Genomic DNA, 20589 nt, shown 5'->3' with positions numbered 1-20589 from the left:
GTCCGGAGACGGCCCAGTGACCCACACCAGGCTCCCTATCCGCGCCGAACGCGCTGGTAGGGGCCTTGTTGCTGCCCGATCACCGCCAGTTCTCGGAGCTTGGGCCGGTGGCCGGTGTCGCGGCTCCACTCCGGTGGCCCGGTCGGCTGTGGACAGCAGGACGGTCGGGGCGGCGGAGCACGCGGTCCTCGTGCTGGACGGCATCGAGCCCTCACCCGTCGAGGTGGGGGCTCGATGACCGCGGGCTCAGGCGGAGCCGACGAAGAGGACCATCAGGAGCCAGACCACGGGCGCGGTGGGCAGCAGGGAGTCGAGGCGGTCCATGATGCCCCCGTGGCCGGGGAGCAGCGTGCCCATGTCCTTGATGCCCAGGTCCCGCTTGATCATGGACTCGCCGAGGTCGCCGAGGGTGGCGGTGGCGGCGACCGCGAGGCCGAGCAGCAGACCCTGCCACCAGGCACCGTCGTCGATCAGGAACTGCATGCACAGCGCGCCGGCCACCATCGCGAAGGCGACCGCGCCGAACAGGCCCTCGCGGGTCTTGCCCGGGCTGATGCGCGGGGCGAGCTTGTGCCGGCCGAAGCGCCAGCCGACGGCGTACGCGCCCGTGTCGCTGACCACCGTGAGCAGGAGGAAGGTCAGCACGCGGCGGGGGCCGTCGTCCGCCGTCAGCATCATCGCGACGAACGTGGCCAGGAACGGCACGTAGAACGCCGCGAAGACGCCGGCCGTGACGTCCTTGAGGTAGCCCTCCGGTGGTTCCGTCATGCGCCAGACCAGGATCGCGAGCGTGGTCAGCGCCATCGCCACCCAGGCGCCCTCGGCACCCCGTACGTACCCGGCGACCACCATGGCCGCTCCGCCCACCGCCAGCGGTACGAGCGGCGCCTTGATGCCCTTGCGCTCCTCGAGCCGCTTGGTGAGCTCCCACAGGCCGACCACGACCGCGATCGCGATGACGCCCACGAACACGGCCTTGACGACGAACAGCGACACGACGATCACCGCGCCGAGCCCGAGGCCGACGCCTATGGCGGCGCCCAGGTCGCGGCCCGCGCTCTTCTTCTGCGGCGCGGGCGCCGGCTGCGGGGCGTCGGGCATGGGCTCCGGATTCTGCGACGCCGTCCCGTAGAAGGACGGTGTCTGCGGCGTGTCATGGGGCCACGGCTGCGGCGCGTGGTGCGGCGGCCGCGGCGTGTCGTCGCGGAACGAGGCGCCGCCCGGCTGGGCGGCACCCCGGTCGTCATCCTGGTTTCCGCCGTGAGCGGGCACGTCGGGCACGACGGGCATGGGGCGGGTCCGCTGGGCGTCATGCGCATCGTACGCGGGACCTGCCGGAGCGGCCCCCGGGACGAGTCCCTGATGGGCGGGTGACCCGTCCGCGGGCTCCCGGTACCCGGCTTGCCGCGGCGCTCCCCAGGAAGTGTCGTTCATCAGACTTCGAGCAGCTCCGCTTCCTTGTGCTTCAGCAGCTCGTCCACCTGCGCCACGTACTTCGCGGTGGTGTCGTCGAGCTCCTTCTCCGCACGACGGCCCTCGTCCTCGCCGACCTCGCCGTCCTTGATGAGCTTGTCGATGGCGTCCTTGGCCTTGCGGCGCACGGAGCGGATGGACACCTTGGCGTCCTCGCCCTTGCCCTTGGCGACCTTGATGTACTCGCGGCGGCGCTCCTCGGTGAGCTCGGGGAACACCACGCGGATGATGTTGCCGTCGTTGCTCGGGTTGACGCCCAGGTCGGAGTCGCGGATCGCCTGCTCGATGTTGCGCAGCGCGGTCTTGTCGAACGGGGTCACGACGGCCATGCGCGGCTCCGGCACGGAGAACGAAGCCAGCTGGTTGATCGGCGTCGGCGCGCCGTAGTAATCGGCCACGATCTTGTTGAACATCGCCGGGTGCGCACGGCCGGTGCGGATCGCGGCGAAGTCCTCCTTGGCGACCACGACGGCCTTCTCCATCTTCTCCTCGGCCTCGAGGAGGGTCTCTTCGATCACCACTTGCTCCTGCGTGTCTTGAGTAGGCCCGGCTGCGGTTTCCCTGTCGGGACCGGCGGCCGGCTTCGTCGCGTCTTCTTCCTGCACGGTTCCCGACCGGCAGGACATTGTCCATCCCCCGGCCAGGGTCCGTCCCGTCCGTCGCCCGGACAGGTCTCTTTCCGGCGACCCGCGGTGCGGGGTCCGCCGGTCAGTCCCGGCTGCCTTGGTCACCCACAAGCGTGCCGATCTTCTCACCCTTGACGGCGCGGGCGATATTGCCCTCCTTCAGGAGCTCGAAGACGACGATCGGGAGCTTGTTGTCCCGGCACAGCGTGATCGCCGTCGCGTCGGCGACCTTCAGGTCCCGCGTGATGACCTCGCCGTAGCCGAGGGAGTCGAACTTCACGGCGTCCGGGTTGGCCTTCGGGTCGGCGTCGTAAACCCCGTCCACGCCGTTCTTACCCATGAGCAGCGCCTCGGCGTCGATCTCCAGGGCGCGCTGGGCGGCGGTGGTGTCGGTGGAGAAGTACGGCATGCCCATACCGGCGCCGAAGATGACCACGCGGCCCTTCTCCAGGTGGCGCACGGCGCGCAGCGGGATGTACGGCTCGGCGACCTGACCCATGGTGATGGCGGTCTGGACCCGGCTGTCGATGCCTTCCTTCTCCAGGAAGTCCTGCAGGGCGAGGCAGTTCATCACGGTGCCGAGCATGCCCATGTAGTCCGAGCGGGCTCGGTCCATGCCGCGCTGCTGGAGTTCGGCACCGCGGAAGAAGTTGCCGCCGCCGATCACGACCGCGATCTGCGCGCCGTCGCGTACGACGGCCGCGATCTCACGGGCGATGGCGTGCACCACGTCCGGGTCGACGCCCAGGCCCCCGCCGCCGGAGAAGGCCTCTCCGGACAGCTTCAGCAGAAACCGGCCGGGTACTTTGCCGTCGTCGCTCTTCTGGGCCTTGGTGGTCATGAGATCCCGCCTTTGTTATACGTGGTGCACATGCGAAGAAGGCCATTGCCGGTGGGGCGTGTTTCGCATCCCATGCAGCGGCAATGGCCTCCTCGTCAGATCTGCTGCCGTCCGTCGCTCACGTGTGCGTGGGCGCACACGCGAGCGACGTGGACGACTGCTGTCGACCCTATCGGGGTCGGGGGTCCGTCGCGGTACGGACCTGGACTCAGATGCCGACCTTGATGCGCGTGAAGCGCTTCAGGGTGACACCGGCCTCGTCCAGAACCTTCTGGACCGACTTCTTGTTGTCCAGGGCGTAGGGCTGGCCGAGCAGCGTCGCGTCCTTGAAGAAGCCGTTCAGACGGCCCTCGACGATCTTGGCGATCGCAGCCTCGGGCTTGCCCTCGGCACGCGTGGTCTCCTCGGCGATACGGCGCTCGGACTCGACGACGTCGGCCGGCACGTCCTCCTTGGAGAGGTACTTCGGCGCGAACGCGGCGATGTGCTGGGCAACGCCCTTGGCGACCTCGGCGTTCGGCTTGTCGAGCTCGACGAGGACACCGATCTGCGGGGGCAGGTCGGGCATCGTGCGGTGCATGTACGCGGTCACGAAGCCGTCGGAGAACTGCGCGAAGCGGTCCAGGACGATCTTCTCGCCGAGGTTGGCGTTGGCCTCGTCCACGAACGCCTGGACCGTCTTGCCGGCCTCGATCTCCGAGGCGAGCAGGGCCTCGAGGTCGGCCGGGGAGGTCTTGGCGACGTGCTCGGCGATCGCGCGGGCGGCGGCCTGGAACTTCTCGCCCTTGGCGACGAAGTCCGTCTCACACTTCAGCTCGACGAGGACACCGGAGGAGTTGTCGTCGGCGATGATCGAGACCACGGCGCCGTTCTCGGCGGAGCGGCCCTCGCGCTTGGCGACGCCCTTCTGGCCCCTGATGCGCAGCGCCTCGACGGCCTTCTCGACGTTGCCCTCGGCCTCGTCCAGCGCCTTCTTGCAGTCCATCATGCCGGCGCCGGTGAGCTCGCGGAGCTTCTTGACGTCGGCGGCGGTGTAGTTCGCCATGAGTCTGTGAATCTTTCTCGAAGTCTGGAGGATCGAAGATCTGCACGGTCTGCGATCTACATGTAGATGCAGATCCCCGACTCGGTGCTGACCTACGGGTGAACGGCGGGAGCGGACTTCATGTCGCCGCTCCCGCCGTCAACACTGGCGCTGACGGGTCAGGCCTGCTCGCCCTCGGCGGCCGGCGCCTCGGCGGCGGGAGCCTCCGCGGCCGGGACCTCCACGGCCGGGGCCTCCTCGGCCTTCTTCTCGCCCTCGAGCAGGTCGCGCTCCCACTCGGCGAGCGGCTCGCCCGCGGCCTTCTCACCCTTGCCCTCGGCGGCGACGCCGGAGCGGGCGATGAGGCCCTCGGCGACCGCGTCGGCGATCACACGGGTGAGCAGGGTGACGGAGCGGATCGCGTCGTCGTTGCCCGGGATCTTGTAGTCGACCTCGTCGGGGTCGCAGTTGGTGTCGAGGATGGCGACGACCGGGATGTTGAGCTTGCGGGCCTCGCCGACCGCGATGTGCTCCTTCTTGGTGTCCACGATCCAGACGGCGCTGGGCACCTTCTGCATCTCGCGGATACCGCCGAGGGTCTTCTCCAGCTTGGCCTTCTCGCGGGAGAGGACCAGGAGCTCCTTCTTGGTCAGGCCGGAGGACGCGACGTCCTCGAAGTCGATCTGCTCGAGCTCCTTCAGGCGCTGCAGACGCTTGTAGACGGTCGAGAAGTTGGTGAGCATGCCGCCCAGCCAGCGCTGGTTGACGTAGGGCATGCCGACGCGGGTGGCCTGCTCGGCGATGGCCTCCTGCGCCTGCTTCTTCGTACCGACGAACATGACCGTGCCGCCGTGGGCGACGGTCTCCTTGACGAACTCGTAGGCGCGGTCGATGTACGACAGCGACTGGAGCAGGTCGATGATGTAGATGCCGTTGCGCTCGGTGAAGATGAAGCGCTTCATCTTCGGGTTCCAACGGCGGGTCTGGTGACCGAAGTGGACGCCGCTCTCCAGCAGCTCCCGCATCGTGACGACGGCCATGGCCGTACTCTCCTTGAGTTTCTCGGTTGTGCCGCGGATGCCGGACGGCTTCCGCGCCTGACGCCCGCGGTGCGCCGTGCCACGAGGGACCGAGGGGCGCTGACACCGGCCGTCGCCGGTCCGGGTGTCGGGGCGTGCGAAGTCGACCCGGTGACCCGGGTCGCCATCAGAAGTGTACGGGACCCGCGGGGCGCCGGGTGACGCCGCTGTCCACAACCGGTGAGTTGTCCACAGGTTCCGGCCGCCGTCGGCGGTGGTGCGGGACGGTGGGCGCATGGTTCGGATGCGTGCGATGCGATGGACGGCCGCCGGCGCCCGGCGGGGGCTGCTGCCCGGGTGGAAGGCGGCGCTGGTGGCCTCTTTGGCGCTGGTGGCGTTGGTGGCCTCGGCAGCGCTGGTGGGCTCGGCGGAGTGGACGGCCTGGGCGGACGGCGGGCCCGCCGTGCCGACCGGTCCTGGCCCCGGTCCTGGCCCCGATCCCGGCCCCGGAGGAGATCCGCCGGTACCGGCTGTGGGCCGGGTGTGGCCGGTGGGGGTGCGCCCCGGGGTGCTGCGCGGCTGGGATCCTCCGGCGACGGTCTACGGACCCGGGCACCGGGGCGTGGACCTGGGCGCGTCGCCGGGCGCTCCGGTTCGGGCGGTGGCGGCGGGGCGGGTGTTCTTCGCGGGCACGGTGGCCGGCAGAGGCGTGGTGTCGGTCGAGCTGACGGGCACCGGTGAGCCACCGCTGCGGACGACATACGAGCCGGTGAGGGCGTCGGTGAAGCAGGGCGACGAGGTGGCGGCGGGTGCGATCGTCGGCACCGTGGAGGCGACGGGCCGGCACTGCGAGGGCCCGTGCGTCCACTGGGGCCTGCTGCGCGGCAGGACCTACCTGAACCCGCTCCTCCTGCTCCCGCCGTGGCTCCTGAACGGACCGACGAGACTGCTGCCGGTGCTGGGGGTGCCGCTGCCCTAGTCGCGGGCGGGCGTGCCTCCTGGCCCTGGCCGCGGGCGGGCGGCCGGGACGGAACAGGCCGGACCGGGTGCGCGCAGGAGGCACGCCGCCGGCGTCAGCCGCAGACGCCGCGCAGCGCCATCCCCACCGCGGCCTCGGCGATGGCCGCCGGATCCTCCGCGGCGCCCAGCTCGATCCGCCGCACCGCCGCGTCCACCACGCCCTGAAGCAGCATCGCCGCCAACCGCGGCTGCTCGTGCCCCAGCTCTCCCAGCGCCTCCACGATCATGGCGACGAGCCCGCCGTGGGCGGCCCGGATCTTCTCCCGGGCACCTGCGTCCAGCTCACTCGCCGAGATCGCCACGACGGCCCGGTGGCGCCGGTCCCCGACCAGCTCCAGCTGCTTGCGCACATACGCCTCGACCTTGGCCGCGGGCCCGTCGGCGCAGGCCATCGCGGCCGCGACCTCTGCGGCCCACACCGGGAAGTCGACCTCGCACAGCTCCTCGACCACGGCCGCCCGTGACCGGAAATACTCGTACACCGACGACCGCGCGAGCCCCGTCCGCTCGGCCAGGGCCGGGAAGGTCAGCGCCTCCGTCCCGCCCTCGGACAGCAGGGTCCGCGCCGCGTCCAGCAGGGCGGCTCGCTGCATCGACCGGTGCTCGGCCACGGAGGCCGCTCGAATCCTTGGCACGTCAACCACTTTACGGACGTCCCACCCGCACCGGGAGGGACTCCGCCCGCGTCAGCGCCCGAAGCTCGCCAGCTTCGCGCGCAGCTGGAGCACCGATTTGGTGTGGATCTGGCTGACTCGGCTCTCGGTCACACCAAGCACATTGCCGATCTCGGCGAGCGTGAGGCCTTCGTAGTAGTAGAGCATCACGACGGTTTTCTCCCGCTCGGGCAGCGTGTTGATCGCCCGGGCCAGGAACGTGCGCAGTTCCCGGTCCTCGGCCACCTCCACCGGGTTGTCGGCGGCGGTGTCCTCCAGCGTGTCCATCAGGCTCAGCCGGTCCCCGCCCTCGCCGCCGACGTGCAGCAACTCCTCCAGCGCCACCACGTTGGCCAGCGACAACTGGCTGAAAACGGCGTGCAGTTCGTCGACCGTGATGCCCATCTCGACAGCCACCTCGGCCTCCGTCGGCGTGCGCCGCAGCCGGGCCTCCAGGGTCGCGTACGCCCGCTCCACGTTCCGCGCCTTCTGCCGCACCGAGCGGGGGATCCAGTCCAGCGCCCGCAGCTCGTCGATCATCGCGCCCCGGATCCGCGTGATCGCGTAGGTCTCGAACTTGATCTCCCGCTCGATGTCGAACTTCTCGATCGCGTCGATGAGCCCGAAGACCCCGGAGGAGACGAAATCGGCCTGCTCCACGTTGGGCGGCAGACCGACGCTCACCCGCCCCGCCACGTACTTCACCAGCGGCGAGTAGTGCAGGATCAGCTGCTCCCGCAGCCGGTCGTCCCCCGTCGCCTTGTACGACCGCCACAGCTCCTCGAGCGTCGAAGGAGCGGGCGGCCGCACGCTGCCACCGTCACGGGCGGCTGGGGGAAGCGCCGCCCGGTCGGGCCCGGAGGTGTGCTGGGACATTCGTCGCCTTGTGTCGTTCTGTCGTGGAATGCGGGCGTCTGGGTGAGCTGTCGGTCTGGGTCGCTTCTGTGAGGTCGGAACCACGTGAGCGTAGCGTGACTGGAGTGTCGCGGTGCGCGAACGGCGGGGCACGGAGCGTGCGCAGATTCGTTCCGCGATGGGCCCGCCGGGTCACGCGCGTCACCCTCGGTGACCGCCACAGCGCCCAACTGCGGGAATCCCCACCGGCGTCGGGCCTCCCCCGGACGGCCGAACACGCTCGGTCAGCACCGCTCGCGGCCCTCCCGGGCCGAGATCAGCGCCTGGCGTGTCAACTTCCATCCCTCGCCATGTCGTTCGACGTAACCCAGTGATCGGAGTTCGTACAGCTTCGCGATCGCGTCGTCCGCGGTCGTCTGGGCGCCGCGGGCGATCTCGTGCGGCGTCGCCCCGCCGCGCGCCGGCAGCGCGGCCAGAACCTGCCGGGCGTCCGGTTCCAGCAGGTCGCGCGGGAGTACGGGACCGCGCCGGTCCGGGGCGAGTTCACCCATGTCACCGACCAGTTCGACGACTTCCGCGGCGTCGGAGACCAGCACCGACCCGCCGCGCAGAAGTTCGTGGACACCGGCGGAGAGCGCGCTGGTGGCCGGGCCGGGCACCCCCATGGTGTGCCGTCCGAGCCGCTGCGCCGCCCGCGCGGTGATCAGGGAACCGCTGCGGTGGGCGGCCTCGACCACCACGGTGCCCCGGGTGAGCGCCGCGATCACTCTGTTGCGGACGATGAACCGGCTGGGCGTCGGGTGGGCACCGGGCGGCAATTCGCCGACCACCAGACCCTGCTGCGCGATCCTGGTGATCAACTCGGTGTGCCCGCGCGGATAGGGCCGGTCGACGCCGCAGGCCAGGACGGCGACGGTGGCGCCGCCCGCGGAGAGCGCGCCCCGGTGTGCGGCGCCGTCGACTCCGTAGGCGCCGCCGGAGACCACGACCCAGCCGCGCTCGGCGAGGCCGGCGGCGAGGGCCGCGGCCATGTGGGCGCCGTACTGGGTGCAGGCGCGGGCGCCGACGACCGCGACCGAGCGCAGCGCCCATATCCGCAGGCTGGGCCGACCGCGCACCCACAGTCCGGTGGGCCGCGCGTCGCCGAGGTCGTCGAGCTGGGCGGGCCACTCGGTGTCCCCGGGCCGTACGAACCGCACTCCGGCCTCCCGTGCCGCGGCGAGGTCCCGTTCGGGCTCGGCCCGTGCCGCCTGGGCACACAGCCCAGCCCACCGCTTGTCCGACACCCCGGCGAGCCGCGGGGCGCCGTCCCGCAGCCGCCGGGCCACCTCCACCGCCCCGAACTCCCGCAGCCACCGCCCGCCGGCCTCGTCCCCGGGCTCGAGCACCCGGCTGAGGAAGACCCGGGCGAGCAGTTCGCGGTCGGAGGCTTGGGTGGTGTTCACGCCGGCGCCCCGATGGCCATGGGCACGCCCCGGGGTACTCCGGTGCGCAGTTGCAGCGCCAGGGCGACGTCCGACGCGTCGGGCCGGTCGTGACCTGCGAGGTCCGCGACCGTCCAGGCGACCCGCAGGACACGGTCGAGCCCGCGCGCGGTGAGGACGCCCCGCTCCAGGCCGCGCTCGGCCTCGTCCATCGCGCCGGCCGCCGCGAGCCAGCGGCTGCGCAGCTCGCGGCCGGGCACCTCGCTGTTGGTCCGCCACGGTGTGCCCGCGAGCCGGGCCGCCGCGCGTTCCCTGGCGGCCCGCACCCGGTCGGCCACCGTCACCGTGGCCTCGCCCCGGGCGTCGCTCCGGGTGAGCTCGGAGCGGGTGACCGGGTCGACCTCGACCCGCAGGTCGACCCGGTCGAGCAGCGGTCCGGACAGCCTGGCCTGGTAGCGGCGGACCGCCGAGGGCGGGCAGTCGCACAGAGTGTCCCGCAGCGAGAACCGGCCGCAGGGGCACGGGTTGGCCGCGAGCACCATCAGGAACTTCGCCGGGAACCGCACCACCCCGGCGCTGCGGGCGATCACCACATGGCCCGCCTCCAGCGGCTGGCGCAGGGCGTCGAGCGCGTGGCTGCTGAACTCCGGGGTCTCGTCCAGGAAGAGCACGCCCCGGTGGGCGAGCGACACGGCCCCCGGCCTGGCGACGCCCGGGCCGCCGCCGACGAGGGCCTGCATGGTGGCCGAGTGGTGCGGGGCGCAGTAGGGGGCGAGGTCGATCAGAGGTCTGCCCGGCGGCAGGAGTCCGGCCACCGAGTGGATCGCGGTGACCTCCAGGGAATCCTCCCGGGCGAGGCGGGGCAGGACTGCGGGCAGCCGCTCGGCGAGCATGGTCTTGCCCGCGCCCGGCGGCCCTTCGAGGAACAGGTGGTGGGCCCCGGCCGCGGCGACCTCCACCGCCGTACGGGCCGAGACCTGGCCGACGACGTCGGCGAGGTCGTGTCCCTGGTCCTGATGGGCGGCGCCCACGCTGTTCATTCCGGCGGCCGCGCCCGTGCCGGGCAGACGCAGGCCGGCCAGCAGCGGGTCCGGTCGTCCCTGCTCGCCCGGGTCCTCCTCGGGCACCGGCTCGTCGGTCAGCACCGCGATCAGCTGCCGCAGGCTGCGCACGCCGAGGACGGAGACGCCGGGCACCAGTGAGGCCTCGGCGGCGGCGCACTCGGGCACGACCACCTGTTCGTACCCGGCGTCGGCGGCGGCCAGGACCGCCGGCAGGATGCCCCTGACCGGACGCACCCGCCCGTCCAGGCCGAGTTCCCCGATCATCACGATGTCGGCGAGCACCCTGGGGTCGATCCGTTCCGCGGCGCCGAGCACCGCGCAGGCCACGGCCAGATCGAAGCCGCTGCCGGCCTTGGGCACCGAAGCCGGGCTGAGCCCGACCGTGAGCTTCTTCTGCGGCCATTCGCCACCGGAGTTGACCACCGCGGCCCGCACCCGGTCCCGGCTTTCGGTCAGACTCTTGTCCGGCAGGCCCACCAGGGTGAAGGCGGCGACGCCCGGTTCGAGGTCGGCCTGGACCTCGACGACCACGCCCTCGACACCCACGAGGGTCACGGAGCACGTACGCGCGAAGCCCATCAGGCGGCCCCCCGCACGTGCTCGACCACGGGGGCGCCGCGCCGGGGCAGCAGGACGCCGACCAGGTCGATGCGGACGCCTCCGGGCGGCGCCCCTCCGTGGGACTGGATCCAGCGTTCCGCGAGGCCGCGCAGCCGCTCGGCCTTCTCCGGTGTGACCGCGGCCATCGGATGTTCGAAGATTCCCTCCCGGCGGGTCTTCACCTCGCAGACGACCAGGACGTCGCCGTCCCGGGCCACGATGTCGATCTCGCCGGTCCTGCCGCAGCGCCAGTTGCGCTCCAGGACCGTCATGCCGGTCTGGGCCAGTCGCCGGACCGCCAGGCCCTCTCCGTACCTGCCGAGCGCGCTTCGTGCGTTCATGTCGGCACCACCTCCGGCGCCCACGGTCACGCATCCGGCCCCACGGAGTGGATCTTGGTGGGTTACTCACCGGTTGTGGACAACGCTGTCACTCACGCGAGTGATATAGAGCGAGGACCGATGACGCCCCTCACCCGCTCGGCAGTTCCAGATCGCTCTTGTTCAGCTCCTCGATGTTCACGTCCTTGAATGTGAGGACGCGTACCTGCTTCACGAACCGGGCCGGCCGGTACATGTCCCACACCCAGGCGTCAGCCATCGACACCTCGAAGAACACCTCACCCTGTACCGAGTGGACCTGCATCTCGTAGTCATTGGTGAGGTAGAAGCGCCGCTCGGTCTCGATCACGTATTTGAACAGACCGACGACATCGCGGTACTCCCGGTAGAGCTTGAGCTCCATCTCGGTCTCGTACTTCTCGAGGTCCTCGGCGCTCATGGCATGTTCCCCTTCAGCCGTGCGATCCCACCATTGTGCGCCAGTTCCATGAGGCCCTAGACGATTTCGGTGTCGAGGGTCACGGGCCCGGCCGGGGGACCTTCGTCGAGCAGTGTGCGCAGCAGCTCGGCGAGTCTGGTCGGATACACCGTCTCATGTGCCCGGATCAGTTCCTGACACGTCCACCAGCGCGCTCCGGCGACGCTGCGCCGCTCCAGCTCGGTCAGGGCCGTGGCCTCGATCGCGGTCCGGTCCGTACGGGCCAGGTAGTACCACTCGTCCTGGTTCCAGCGTCGGCCCGCGAACGGGAACGAGCACGTGCGGCGCCACAGCACCGGGCCGAGTTCGACCTCGGTGATGCCGGTCTCCTCGGCGAGTTCCCGCAGGGCGGCCTCCTCGCGCGTCTCGGCGCCCTCCAGGCCGCCGCCCGGGGTGAACCACCAGTCGTCCGCCGGGTCGTCCGGCTCGTGGCCGTGCAGCAGGAGAATGCGGTCCTCGGGGTCGAGCAGGACCACCCGGGCGACCTTGCGCAGTCCGCCGCGGTGGCCGTCCGTGCCCTCGGCGTCCTCAGCGAGCACCGGCCGGCTCCGTCCGGGTGCGGGCGCGGGTGCCGCCCAGCCGTTTCGCGATCGGGCCGTAGGCGCCCCCGGCGAGGACCAGGACGGCACCCGCCACGATCATCGTGGTGATCGTGCGCAGCGGTCCCGGCCGGGAGAGGGCGCCGAGCGCCTCGAAACCGGTGGGACGCTCCAGCAGGCCCTTCATGGGCCAGACCACGGCGTCGACCCTGGCGTCCACGGCGTCGCGCGAGACGGTGCCCGCGTCCGCGTCCGTGAGGTGGGCGGTGGAGTCCAGGGAGCCCTGGCGCTCGTCGCCGAGCAGGAACAGTCGGCCCTGGGGCACCTTCACGGTCGGGAAGCCGCCGGCCTCGGCGACGGCGCCCTTCAGATACGGCTCGTCGACCTGCTTGCCGTTGACGGTCAGCTTGCCCTGCTCGCAGCAGGAGACGGTGTCGCCACCGACGGCGACCACGCGTTTGATCACGGCTGAGTTCTGCACCCAGTTCTTGTCGCGGAAGACGACCACGTCACCGCGGCGCACCTGACCGCCGTCGACCCGCTGGGCCAGCACCCGGTCGCCCGTGCCGATCGTCGGCGCCATCGAACTGGTGGGCACGGTGTACGGGCGGTAGATCACCGCCGCCCACGCGAACCCCGCGAGGAACAGCGCCAGCCCCACGGCCACGGCGAGCCCGGACAGCCGCTGCCCGGCCTTGCCGCCCACCGGATCCCTGCCTGTGCCGCCGCTGCGCGGGGCCGTACGCGTCGTGCTCTCGCCACCCATGGACCTGCACCCTACCGGCCGGTACCCGAACGGGGCAGCCCCTCCTTCCGGGTCACCGCCGCACGCTCCACGAGGGCTCAGCGGCTTCCCGTGGTCGTCGTCGGGGTGCCCGTAGCGGCCGCGGCCTTCGCGGCCCGCCTGCGCCGCCACACCGCCACCGGCACGACCGCGGTCAGGGCCACGCCCTCGGGGGCCACCGTCAGGGCGCCCGCCGCCGAGATCGGCTGGTTGATGCCCTGCTGGTCGAAGGTCTCCGGAACGGGCAGCGTGCCCCAGCGGTTGATCGGCCAGGCCTTGACGATGGCACGGCCGACGACGTCCTTGACCGGGACCATGCCGTGGTTCTTGTCGCTCTGGTTGTAGCGCGAGTCCCGGGAGTTCTGCCGGTGGTCGCCCATGACCCAGATGTAGCCCTCGGGCACGTGCACCGTGAACTGGCCGCCCTGGTCGTCGACGCTGCACGGCGTGTTGCCCGGGTAGACGTACGGCTCGTCCAGCGGCTGGCCGTTGACCAGCAGGGGGCCGGTGTTCTTGCACTCGACCGTGTCGCCGCCGACGCCGATGACGCGCTTGATGAGGTCCTTCTCCTCCGCGGACGGCATCAGGCCGATCCAGCTGAGCACCGTCTGCAGCGCGTTGGGTCTGGCCGCAGGCTCGCCCGCCAGCCAGTCGTCCGGATCGTGGAAGACGACGACCTCGCCGCGCTCGGGCTCGGAGCCGAACCACGGGGTCAGCTTGTCGACCAGCACACGGTCGCCCCGCTGAAGGGTGTTCTGCATCGAGTCCGAGGGAATCGAGAACGCCTGTACGAGAAAGGTCTTGATCAGCAGCGCCAGCACCAGCGCGATACCGATCAGGATGGGCAGTTCCTTCCAGAAGGAGCGGGGCTTCCCCGCCTCGGAGGAGCTGCCTCCGCTCCCCTGGTCACCGCTGTGGTTGTGCTCCGTCACCGTGCTGTCCTCGGCTGCTTCGCTCTCACTCCCGGAGGCCACGGCGCTGCGCGCAGCGGGGCCCACCGCTCCCTCGGGGCGTCCGCGGTGCTCCTCGCCGCCGTGTCCGGACCGTGCGCCAACCGCCACATCCCCCACGCCAACTCCTCACTCCGTGCCGCCGCCTGCCCCGTATGCGGCGCAGGCCCACCACTCCCATAACGAGCGGGAGTTCCGCAGGGCTCGGGAGTCGAACCGATCCGTTCGGATCGTCTGGGGCAACCCTATGCGACAGCCGGGGAGCCGCGGTCGACCCAGCGGCCGCGTCGGGCACCGAAGAGAAGGTTTTCGGCTCCTTCAGCACGGTCCAGTGGCCGACGGGCCAGCCGATGACCATGGCCCGCCCCACCACGGAACTCTCCGAGACGGTGCCGCCGTACGGGGTGTGCCGGTGGGCACGCGAGTCGGCGGAGTTGGCCCGGTGGTCGCCCATCACCCACAGCCGGCCCTGGGGGACGGTGATGGCGAACTGGGTGTTGGAGGGGGCGTTGTCCGGATGGAGGTAGGCCGCCTCGTCCAGGGGAACGCCGTTGACGGTCACCCTGCCCTGGGTGTCGCAGCACTTGACGTGGTCCCCGCCGACGCCGACGACCCGCTTGATGAGGTCCTTCTCGTCGTCGGAGGGAAGCAGGCCGATGAAGGTGAGGCCCTGCTTGACCTGCTTGACGCCGATGGGGTCGTCCTTGTGGGCGGTCTGCTCACCGGCCAGCCAGCCGCCCGGGTCGTGGAAGACGACGACGTCCCCGCGCTGCGGCTTGGCGCCGAACCACGGGGTGAACTTGTCGACCAGGACCCGGTCGCCGATCTGGATCGTCTGCTCCATGGAGCCCGACGGGATCACGAAGGCCTGCACGAGGAAGGTCTTCAGCACCAGGGCTATGAGCACGGCCACGCCGACGAGGAGCGGTATCTCCCGGACCGCGGAGCGCCTGCGCCGCCGCTTGACCTTGCGTTGCAGCTTGCGCCGCTCCGCGCGGGTGCGGCCACCGGCCGGACCCGCGGTGCGCCGGGCCCCGGTGGGCAGAAGGTTGTCCGCGGCGTTGGCGGGGACGCCGCGCGGTCTGCCGCGGCTACCCATGGGTGCCGCCCGCATGTCCGGCGGCGGGCACGCGTGCGTAGGCGTCCGGGCGGTGCAGATGGGTCCGGTGGCCGAAGGGCCAGACGATCCAGTCGGCCCGGCCGATCACGTCGCCGACCGGGATCATGCCGCCACCCGGCGAGCCCAGATGGTCGCGGGAGTCACTGGAGTCCCCGCGGTGGTCACCGAGGACGAACAGGGTGCCCTCGGGCACAACGACGTCGAAGGGCGCGGCGGACGGGCTGTCACCGGGGTGGAGGAACGTCGACTCGTCGACCGACCGGCCGTTCACCTGGATCCTGCCCTCCTTGTCACAGCAGACCACATGGTCTCCGCCTACACCCACAACGCGTTTGATGTAGTCGCCGTGCCCGAAGTACCCGGTGCCGTCGAACACGACGACATCGCCGCGCCGCGGCACGGCTCCGAAGCGGTACGCCAACTTGTTTACGGCAACGCGGTCCCCGATCCTCAATCCCGGCTCCATGGATCCGCTCGGAATCTCGAACGGCTGCACCACGAACGTGTTGAGGAGCAGCAGGAGGACCAGGCCGCCCATCGCGGTCAGGGTGATCCTCCCGCCGGGAAGCCACTCGGTGATCCGCGACATCAACGCGAAACGCGACCGTTCCTCCGGCCCCGGCGTTCCCGGGGTCTTTCCGGGTTCGCCGTCACAAGGGCGGGAGGAGCGGTCGCGCTCCGTCTGCTGTGCTTCGGTGTCCATCGGGGCCGAATGTTATCCGGCCCCGCCATGAACTCCGGGAGGCGCTCAGCTCTCGCGCTTCTCCTTGATCTTCGCGGCCTTGCCGCGCAGCTCGCGCAGGTAGTACAGCTTGGCGCGGCGCACGTCACCCTTGGTGACGAGCTCGATCTTCTCGACGATCGGGGTGTGCACCGGGAAGGTGCGCTCGACGCCGACGGAGAAGGAGACCTTGCGGACCGTGAAGGTCTCGCGCACGCCGGAGCCCTGGCGACGGATCACCACGCCCTTGAACTGCTGAACACGGGAGCGGTTGCCCTCGATGACGCGGACGTGGACGTTGACGGTGTCGCCCGGGCGGAAGGCCGGGACGTCCTCGCGCAGCGACGCGGCGTCGACGGAGTCGAGCAGGTGAGACATTTCGTCTGCTTTCTTCGTTGATGCCACAGGTCATCAACGGGAACTAGATGTACGGGATCGGTGTTGCGCGGGTCGGGACGGGCGTCGTGTCCCCCTGTGGCAGGGGCGCACGCCGGACCGGCGCACAACAGCGGTCTATTCTTCCACGCCGCCGGTCCTGCGCCAAAATCGGCCGTGTGCCTCCCCCTCGCGGTCCGGCGCCCAGCCCAGGATGGACAGCATCTCGCGGTCCTTCTTGTCGAAGACCTTCGGATCGCAGCGCTCGATGAGGTCCGGCCGGTGGGCCGTCGTTCGCCGCAGGGCCTCGTCGCGCCGCCAGCGGGCGATCTTCCCGTGGTGGCCGCTGAGCAGCACCTCGGGGATGCCGCGGTCGCGCCAGAGGGGCGGCTTGGTGTAGACGGGGCCCTCCAGGAGGTTGGCCATCGTGCCGGGCGCGAAGGAGTCGTCGCGGTGCGACTCGGCGTTGCCCAGGACGCCGGGCAGCAGCCGCGCCACGGCCTCGGTGACGACGAGCACGGCCGCCTCGCCGCCGGCGAGGACGTAGTCGCCGATGGAGACCTCGTAGACGGGCATCCGGGTGGCGTACTCGTCCATCACCCGGCGGTCGATGCCCTCGTAGCGGGCCGGCGTGAAGATCAGCCAGGGGCGCTCGGAGAGCTCCACGGCGAGTTCCTGGGTGAAGGGGCGGCCGCTGGGCGTCGGGACGATGAGCGCGGGCGCGTGGGAGCCGGTCTCGTAGCCGTCGGCGAGGACGGTGTCCAGGGCGTCGCCCCAGGGCTCGGTCTTCATGACCATGCCGGGACCGCCTCCGTAGGGCGTGTCGTCGACCGTGTGGTGGCGGTCGTAAGTCCAGCCGCGCAGATCGTGGACGTGCACGTTCAGCTGTCCACGCGCGCGTGCCTTGCCGACGAGGGAGACGTTCAGGGGTTCCAGGTACTCGGGGAAGATCGTGACGACGTCGAGCCGCATCAGGACTCTTCCTCCGCGGACGTGCGGGACGAGGCGCCGGGTCCGTCGGCGGCCTCGTCGAGGACGGACCGGTCGTCGATGAGGCCGGGCGGCGGGTCGACGACCGCCCGCTGCTCCTCCAGGTCGATCTCGGTGACGATCTCCCCGACGAACGGGATCATCACCTCGGTGCCGTCCGGACGCTCGACGATCAGGAGGTCCTGGGAGGGCAGGTGGGAGATCTCCGTGATCCGGCCGACCTCCGTGCCGTCCTCGGTGACGACGTCGAGGTCGATCAGCTGGTGGTCGTAGTACTCGTCCTCGCCCTCGGGAAGCTCCTCCGGGTCGATCTCGGCGATCAGGAGGGTGTTGCGCAGGGCCTCGGCGGCGTTGCGGTCACGCACGCCCTCGAAGCGCAGCAGGAGGCGGCCGCTGTGGACGCGGCCCGTCTCGATGGTCAGCGGGCCGGCGGACGCCGGGTCGGTGGCCAGGACGGCGCCGGGGGCGAGCCGCAGTTCGGGCTCGTCGGTACGTACCTCCACGGTGACCTCGCCCTTGATGCCGTGGGCGCGGCCGATCCGTGCGACTACCAGCTGCACGTGGAAGATCTCCTGTCGGAACGTCTGAACGCGGGCCGCCGGGCGGCTCATACGACTACGGGCCGGGGACGGCCCAGCGGCCCTCCCCGGCCCGAGCCGGTTGCGAAAAGCGTCAGCGGACGTGGTCCACGTCGACGAGGTCGACACGGACACCGCGGCCACCGATGGCGCCCACGACGGTGCGCAGGGCGCGTGCGGTGCGGCCGTTGCGGCCGATCACCTTGCCGAGGTCGTCCGGGTGGACCCGGACCTCGAGCACGCGTCCGCGGCGCAGGTTGCGCGAGGCGACCTGCACATCGTCAGGGTTGTCGACGATGCCCTTCACGAGGTGCTCAAGCGCCTCCTCGAGCATGCTGCTCAGGCCTCGGTCGACTCAGCCGAAGAAGACTCGGCAGCGGCCTCGTCCTTCTTCTCAGCCTTCTTCTTCTGGGTGATGGCCTCACCCTTGTTCTCGTCGTCACCACCGAGGGCCTCGAACGACGGACGCGCGGCCTTCTCCGCCGGCTGGAGCAGCGGCGCAGGGGCGGGCTCGCCCTTGAACTTCTGCCAGTCGCCGGTCTTCTTCAGGATGGCGAGCACGGGCTCGGTCGGCTGGGCGCCGACGGAGAGCCAGTACGCCACGCGCTCGGCGTTGACCTCGATGCGCGAGGGGTTCTGCACCGGGTGGTACAGACCGATCTCCTCGATGGCCCGGCCGTCACGGCGGGTACGGGAGTCGGCGACGACGATGCGGTAGTGAGGCGAACGGATCTTGCCCAGACGCTTCAGCTTGATCTTGACTGCCACGGGAGTGGGTTCTCCTGGATTTGACGTGGTTGGGCACGGCGGAGACGCCGCGTGGGGTTGCGGTACCCGAGTGCCCGATGGACGCGTCAGCCGGAGGAGAGAGGGGTCCTGTGCGGCTGTCGAGTACAGCTGCCCATTCTGCCACACCCGGCGGGCCTCTTTCCGCGGAGGGTGATGCGGCGGCCGCCCGCGGGCACGACCGTGCGGCACCCGGCGCTCCGGGTGCCGTGGAATGCGAGCGCCTGCCCGCGCCGGCGGGGGCACCGCCACGTACGGCGGCGCCCCGCGCACCGTCCTGCTGCTCATCCGGCACCCACGAGATGCCGGTACGCAGTGAGCCGGTCAGCCGGTCGCCGCGCCCACCGGCTCCGGGATCCTGAACGGCTTGCCGCAGCCGCCGCACATGATCGGGGCCTGGGCCAGGACCGAGGGGACGACCCGTACATTGCGACCGCAGTCGCAGACCGCCTTGACCCTGACCCCGCCGCCGGAGGAGCCGTGGCGGGCGGCCGGTCCGCGGAAGGTACGGCCGGTGTCGGCGGAGGTGGCGACCGAGTGTGCCTTCAGCGCACGCTGAAGGCGCTCGATCGTCGGACGGTAGCGCCGCTTCGCCTCGGGGCTGAGCGTGACCAGCGAGAAGCCGCTGCTCGGGTGCGGCTCCTCGGGATGGTCCAGGCCCAGCTCCTCGGAGATCGCGAGGAACCTGCGGTTGTGGTAGCGGCCGGCACGGGACGTGTCGCGTACGCCGCGCGCGGCGGCGACGCCGTGGACTGCCTCGTGAAGCAGTCGCTCGAAGGAGAGTTCGTGTCCGCACGCGGACGAGGACTCCCCGATCAGGGACTCAGGCGCGGCAAGATCTGGCAGCTCGGGGTGGTACCGCTGAATGTCGGCCCACGCCTGCGCCAGCTCTGCGGCGAGAACAGGTGGTGTCGTGCTCACGTAATGACAACGAGCCGGGGTGCCGCTGTGTTCCTATTCCGGGGCATCCCAAATAATTTGCACGTACCCGTCAGTCGTCACTGATGCGCCCTGACGAGGGCGGGTGCGCTGATCTGCGGAGAAGCCGCACAGCTCCTCCCAAGGTGGTGCGCAAAGGGAGTACGCACCGGCGCGTACGCCCCTCGCGCACGCGGGGGGCGGCGGGATCGCGCCACGCGCAAGAGGCGTTTCGGTCGCTTCCCAGGCCAGGGCCCCTCACCGCGGCCGGCGCCCACGACGTTACCCGGTGCGCCCCCGGCGTCCGGCACCGGCCCACAAGACAAGCCGACTTCCGGCCACGTCGATCTCGGGTCCAGGTTGCCGGGACGTGAAATCCCGGCTCGCACCGCCACAGGACGCAAGCAGGGCCCCGCGCCCCCTGGACGCGAGGGAAGGCTCGGAGTTACCTGGCATACGGGGGAAGTGGGAGCGCACGGCACGGGGCCACGGAACCGGGCACAGCGGCAACACTCGGCGGATTGGGGCGCCTATCCATGACAGCTGCGCTCGTGCGGCAGCACGTACGGCACACGGCACCAGTGCCCGGCGCGGAGCCACGCGCACGCGCGCGTGACTGGTCCGAGATCCAGGAGCGGATGCTGGTCCCGCTCTACGAGGCCGTCTACACGCGACTGGACGTGGGCTCCGGCACACGGATGCTGGCCCTCGGCTGCGGCTCCGGGCTCGCCCTGCTCCTCGCCGCGGCCAGAGGCGCGGCGGTCACCGGTGTCGACTCCTCCTGCCCCGAGCGCCTCGCCCTCGCCCGGCAGCGGCTGCTGCCGGAGCCGTGGGACACACGCACGCGTGCGACCGCCCGGATCGTCGACGGATCACCGCGGGACGCCGCCTGCCCCGACAGCCCCGCGTACACCCTCGTGAGCGCCTTCGAGCCGATCGGCTGCCTCGCCGGCGACTCGGAGGGGCTGGCCGGCCTGCTCGCCTCCGCGACACCGCTCGCCGAGCACGGGGCGCCCGTGGTCCTGGCCGGCTGGGGACCGCCGGAGCGCTGCGCGACCTCGTCCGTGCTGCGGGTGGCGACCAAGCTCGCCGATCCGCTGCGCGGCCCGGGCAGCTGGCGCCCCGCCCTGCGCGACGACCTGGAGGAGGTGGCCCAGCGCGCCGGGCTGCGGCCGGACGGCTCCGGCCGCGTCGCCTGCCCCTTCGGATACGCCGACCTCGACAGCGCGGTACGCGGACTGCTCTCCACGGGGCTGTTCGACGCGGCCGTCGCCGCCACCGACCGGAACCAGGTCGACAAGGAACTCACCGAGGCCCTGCACGCACACCAGCGGCCTGACGGCACCGTATGGATGCCCAACGTGTTCCGGTACCTGATCGCACGGACACCCTGAACCTCACGGACGCCCT

General features: G+C 71.2%; 24 protein-coding genes. 2 read left to right on the top strand and 22 right to left on the bottom strand.

What is annotated here, in order from left to right; genetic code table 11:
• Nucleotides 1-246 precede the first annotated feature (246 nt).
• From ACFY4A_RS27830 to rpsB, 5 genes are all read right to left on the bottom strand, one after another.
• Nucleotides 247-1434 carry a phosphatidate cytidylyltransferase gene (locus ACFY4A_RS27830; protein ID WP_390832075.1) on the bottom strand — a complete coding sequence of 396 codons (1188 nt, stop codon included), beginning with the start codon at nucleotides 1432-1434 and terminating at the stop codon, nucleotides 247-249.
• Nucleotides 1434-1991, bottom strand: a complete 558-nt coding sequence (gene frr, locus ACFY4A_RS27825; protein ID WP_064537659.1) for a ribosome recycling factor — start codon at nucleotides 1989-1991, stop codon at nucleotides 1434-1436. The genes ACFY4A_RS27830 and frr overlap by 1 nt, the downstream gene beginning before the upstream one ends.
• Nucleotides 1992-2181: 190 nt before the next feature.
• Nucleotides 2182-2940, bottom strand: a complete 759-nt coding sequence (pyrH, locus tag ACFY4A_RS27820; protein WP_390832074.1) for a UMP kinase — start codon at nucleotides 2938-2940, stop codon at nucleotides 2182-2184.
• Nucleotides 2941-3148: 208 nt separating this feature from the next.
• Nucleotides 3149-3985 carry a translation elongation factor Ts gene (tsf, locus tag ACFY4A_RS27815; RefSeq protein WP_390832073.1) on the bottom strand — a complete coding sequence of 279 codons (837 nt, stop codon included), beginning with the start codon at nucleotides 3983-3985 and terminating at the stop codon, nucleotides 3149-3151.
• Between the two features lie 158 nt (nucleotides 3986-4143).
• On the bottom strand, nucleotides 4144-5004 hold the full coding sequence (gene rpsB, locus ACFY4A_RS27810; protein ID WP_390832072.1) for a 30S ribosomal protein S2: 861 nt from the start codon (nucleotides 5002-5004) through the stop codon (nucleotides 4144-4146).
• Between the two features lie 292 nt (nucleotides 5005-5296).
• Here rpsB and ACFY4A_RS27805 point away from each other — a divergent pair, with 292 nt between their 5' ends.
• On the top strand, nucleotides 5297-5962 hold the full coding sequence (locus ACFY4A_RS27805) for a murein hydrolase activator EnvC family protein (RefSeq protein WP_390832071.1): 666 nt from the start codon (nucleotides 5297-5299) through the stop codon (nucleotides 5960-5962).
• A 94-nt stretch (nucleotides 5963-6056) separates the two neighbouring features.
• On the opposite strand, the gene ACFY4A_RS27800 is transcribed toward ACFY4A_RS27805, so the two are convergent.
• The 17 genes from ACFY4A_RS27800 to ACFY4A_RS27720 all read right to left on the bottom strand — a co-directional run bounded on the left by ACFY4A_RS27800 (nucleotide 6057) and on the right by ACFY4A_RS27720 (nucleotide 19182).
• Nucleotides 6057-6614: a TetR/AcrR family transcriptional regulator gene (locus ACFY4A_RS27800; protein ID WP_390832113.1), complete on the bottom strand. Its 558-nt coding sequence runs from the start codon at nucleotides 6612-6614 to the stop codon at nucleotides 6057-6059.
• A gap of 75 nt (nucleotides 6615-6689) precedes the next feature.
• Nucleotides 6690-7532 carry an RNA polymerase sigma factor WhiG gene (gene whiG / locus ACFY4A_RS27795; protein ID WP_390832070.1) on the bottom strand — a complete coding sequence of 281 codons (843 nt, stop codon included), beginning with the start codon at nucleotides 7530-7532 and terminating at the stop codon, nucleotides 6690-6692.
• A 263-nt stretch (nucleotides 7533-7795) separates the two neighbouring features.
• A complete protein-coding gene (dprA, locus tag ACFY4A_RS27790) occupies nucleotides 7796-8956 on the bottom strand; it encodes a DNA-processing protein DprA (RefSeq protein ID WP_390832069.1) in 1161 nt (386 codons plus the stop codon).
• Nucleotides 8953-10578, bottom strand: a complete 1626-nt coding sequence (locus ACFY4A_RS27785) for a YifB family Mg chelatase-like AAA ATPase (protein WP_390832068.1) — start codon at nucleotides 10576-10578, stop codon at nucleotides 8953-8955. The genes dprA and ACFY4A_RS27785 overlap by 4 nt, the downstream gene beginning before the upstream one ends.
• Complete coding sequence (locus ACFY4A_RS27780; protein ID WP_390832067.1) at nucleotides 10578-10940, bottom strand: YraN family protein; 363 nt, start codon at nucleotides 10938-10940, stop codon at nucleotides 10578-10580. Before ACFY4A_RS27780 ends, ACFY4A_RS27785 begins: the two co-directional genes overlap by 1 nt.
• 130 nt (nucleotides 10941-11070) lie before the next feature.
• Nucleotides 11071-11379 carry a DUF2469 domain-containing protein gene (locus ACFY4A_RS27775; protein WP_003993268.1) on the bottom strand — a complete coding sequence of 103 codons (309 nt, stop codon included), beginning with the start codon at nucleotides 11377-11379 and terminating at the stop codon, nucleotides 11071-11073.
• A gap of 56 nt (nucleotides 11380-11435) precedes the next feature.
• Nucleotides 11436-11957, bottom strand: a complete 522-nt coding sequence (locus tag ACFY4A_RS27770; protein ID WP_390832066.1) for an NUDIX hydrolase — start codon at nucleotides 11955-11957, stop codon at nucleotides 11436-11438.
• Nucleotides 11947-12723, bottom strand: a complete 777-nt coding sequence (gene lepB / locus ACFY4A_RS27765) for a signal peptidase I (protein WP_390832065.1) — start codon at nucleotides 12721-12723, stop codon at nucleotides 11947-11949. The genes ACFY4A_RS27770 and lepB (ACFY4A_RS27765) overlap by 11 nt, the downstream gene beginning before the upstream one ends.
• Before the next feature lie 77 nt (nucleotides 12724-12800).
• The gene (gene lepB / locus ACFY4A_RS27760; RefSeq protein WP_390832064.1) at nucleotides 12801-13811 is read right to left on the bottom strand and encodes a signal peptidase I; all 1011 of its coding nucleotides are present in this window, start codon (nucleotides 13809-13811) and stop codon (nucleotides 12801-12803) included.
• Nucleotides 13699-14790 carry a signal peptidase I gene (lepB, locus tag ACFY4A_RS27755; protein ID WP_390832063.1) on the bottom strand — a complete coding sequence of 364 codons (1092 nt, stop codon included), beginning with the start codon at nucleotides 14788-14790 and terminating at the stop codon, nucleotides 13699-13701. The genes lepB (ACFY4A_RS27760) and lepB (ACFY4A_RS27755) overlap by 113 nt, the downstream gene beginning before the upstream one ends.
• On the bottom strand, nucleotides 14783-15514 hold the full coding sequence (gene lepB, locus ACFY4A_RS27750) for a signal peptidase I (RefSeq protein WP_390832062.1): 732 nt from the start codon (nucleotides 15512-15514) through the stop codon (nucleotides 14783-14785). Before lepB (ACFY4A_RS27750) ends, lepB (ACFY4A_RS27755) begins: the two co-directional genes overlap by 8 nt.
• Before the next feature lie 45 nt (nucleotides 15515-15559).
• On the bottom strand, nucleotides 15560-15910 hold the full coding sequence (gene rplS / locus ACFY4A_RS27745) for a 50S ribosomal protein L19 (RefSeq protein ID WP_390832061.1): 351 nt from the start codon (nucleotides 15908-15910) through the stop codon (nucleotides 15560-15562).
• Nucleotides 15911-16045: 135 nt separating this feature from the next.
• Nucleotides 16046-16879 (bottom strand): tRNA (guanosine(37)-N1)-methyltransferase TrmD, encoded by an 834-nt coding sequence (trmD, locus tag ACFY4A_RS27740; protein WP_390832060.1) that lies wholly within the window; start codon nucleotides 16877-16879, stop codon nucleotides 16046-16048.
• Nucleotides 16879-17457, bottom strand: coding sequence for a ribosome maturation factor RimM (gene rimM, locus ACFY4A_RS27735; protein WP_390832059.1), 579 nt, complete (start codon nucleotides 17455-17457; stop codon nucleotides 16879-16881). Before rimM ends, trmD begins: the two co-directional genes overlap by 1 nt.
• A 112-nt stretch (nucleotides 17458-17569) precedes the next feature.
• Nucleotides 17570-17809 (bottom strand): RNA-binding protein, encoded by a 240-nt coding sequence (locus ACFY4A_RS27730; protein WP_003973401.1) that lies wholly within the window; start codon nucleotides 17807-17809, stop codon nucleotides 17570-17572.
• Nucleotides 17810-17814: 5 nt separating this feature from the next.
• On the bottom strand, nucleotides 17815-18243 hold the full coding sequence (gene rpsP / locus ACFY4A_RS27725; protein WP_390832058.1) for a 30S ribosomal protein S16: 429 nt from the start codon (nucleotides 18241-18243) through the stop codon (nucleotides 17815-17817).
• Between the two features lie 342 nt (nucleotides 18244-18585).
• On the bottom strand, nucleotides 18586-19182 hold the full coding sequence (locus tag ACFY4A_RS27720) for a hypothetical protein (protein ID WP_390832057.1): 597 nt from the start codon (nucleotides 19180-19182) through the stop codon (nucleotides 18586-18588).
• A gap of 533 nt (nucleotides 19183-19715) precedes the next feature.
• On the opposite strand from ACFY4A_RS27720, the gene ACFY4A_RS27715 reads away from it, so the two are divergent.
• On the top strand, nucleotides 19716-20573 hold the full coding sequence (locus ACFY4A_RS27715; RefSeq protein WP_390832056.1) for an SAM-dependent methyltransferase: 858 nt from the start codon (nucleotides 19716-19718) through the stop codon (nucleotides 20571-20573).
• Nucleotides 20574-20589 lie beyond the last annotated feature (16 nt).

The organism is Streptomyces sp. NPDC001292 (genome assembly GCF_042896465.1).
Lineage (GTDB): Bacteria > Actinomycetota > Actinomycetes > Streptomycetales > Streptomycetaceae > Streptomyces.
The sequence above is the reverse complement of the archived record's forward strand: the minus strand, read 5'-3'. Positions and strand labels throughout refer to the sequence as shown.

What these genes read in the sequence shown, in the direction of transcription:
- ACFY4A_RS27830 (WP_390832075.1), bottom strand. Translation starts at nt 1,434, where the DNA reads ATGAACGACACTTCCTGGGGAGCGCCGCGGCAAGCCGGGTACCGGGAG.
- pyrH (WP_390832074.1), bottom strand. Translation starts at nt 2,940, where the DNA reads ATGACCACCAAGGCCCAGAAGAGCGACGACGGCAAAGTACCCGGCCGG.
- tsf (WP_390832073.1), bottom strand. Translation starts at nt 3,985, where the DNA reads ATGGCGAACTACACCGCCGCCGACGTCAAGAAGCTCCGCGAGCTCACC.
- rpsB (WP_390832072.1), bottom strand. Translation starts at nt 5,004, where the DNA reads ATGGCCGTCGTCACGATGCGGGAGCTGCTGGAGAGCGGCGTCCACTTC.
- ACFY4A_RS27805 (WP_390832071.1), top strand. Translation starts at nt 5,297, where the DNA reads ATGCGATGGACGGCCGCCGGCGCCCGGCGGGGGCTGCTGCCCGGGTGG.
- whiG (WP_390832070.1), bottom strand. Translation starts at nt 7,532, where the DNA reads ATGTCCCAGCACACCTCCGGGCCCGACCGGGCGGCGCTTCCCCCAGCC.
- ACFY4A_RS27785 (WP_390832068.1), bottom strand. Translation starts at nt 10,578, where the DNA reads ATGGGCTTCGCGCGTACGTGCTCCGTGACCCTCGTGGGTGTCGAGGGC.
- ACFY4A_RS27780 (WP_390832067.1), bottom strand. Translation starts at nt 10,940, where the DNA reads ATGAACGCACGAAGCGCGCTCGGCAGGTACGGAGAGGGCCTGGCGGTC.
- ACFY4A_RS27775 (WP_003993268.1), bottom strand. Translation starts at nt 11,379, where the DNA reads ATGAGCGCCGAGGACCTCGAGAAGTACGAGACCGAGATGGAGCTCAAG.
- lepB (WP_390832065.1), bottom strand. Translation starts at nt 12,723, where the DNA reads ATGGGTGGCGAGAGCACGACGCGTACGGCCCCGCGCAGCGGCGGCACA.
- lepB (WP_390832063.1), bottom strand. Translation starts at nt 14,790, where the DNA reads ATGGGTAGCCGCGGCAGACCGCGCGGCGTCCCCGCCAACGCCGCGGAC.
- lepB (WP_390832062.1), bottom strand. Translation starts at nt 15,514, where the DNA reads ATGGACACCGAAGCACAGCAGACGGAGCGCGACCGCTCCTCCCGCCCT.
- rplS (WP_390832061.1), bottom strand. Translation starts at nt 15,910, where the DNA reads ATGTCTCACCTGCTCGACTCCGTCGACGCCGCGTCGCTGCGCGAGGAC.
- trmD (WP_390832060.1), bottom strand. Translation starts at nt 16,879, where the DNA reads ATGCGGCTCGACGTCGTCACGATCTTCCCCGAGTACCTGGAACCCCTG.
- ACFY4A_RS27730 (WP_003973401.1), bottom strand. Translation starts at nt 17,809, where the DNA reads ATGCTCGAGGAGGCGCTTGAGCACCTCGTGAAGGGCATCGTCGACAAC.
- ACFY4A_RS27715 (WP_390832056.1), top strand. Translation starts at nt 19,716, where the DNA reads ATGACAGCTGCGCTCGTGCGGCAGCACGTACGGCACACGGCACCAGTG.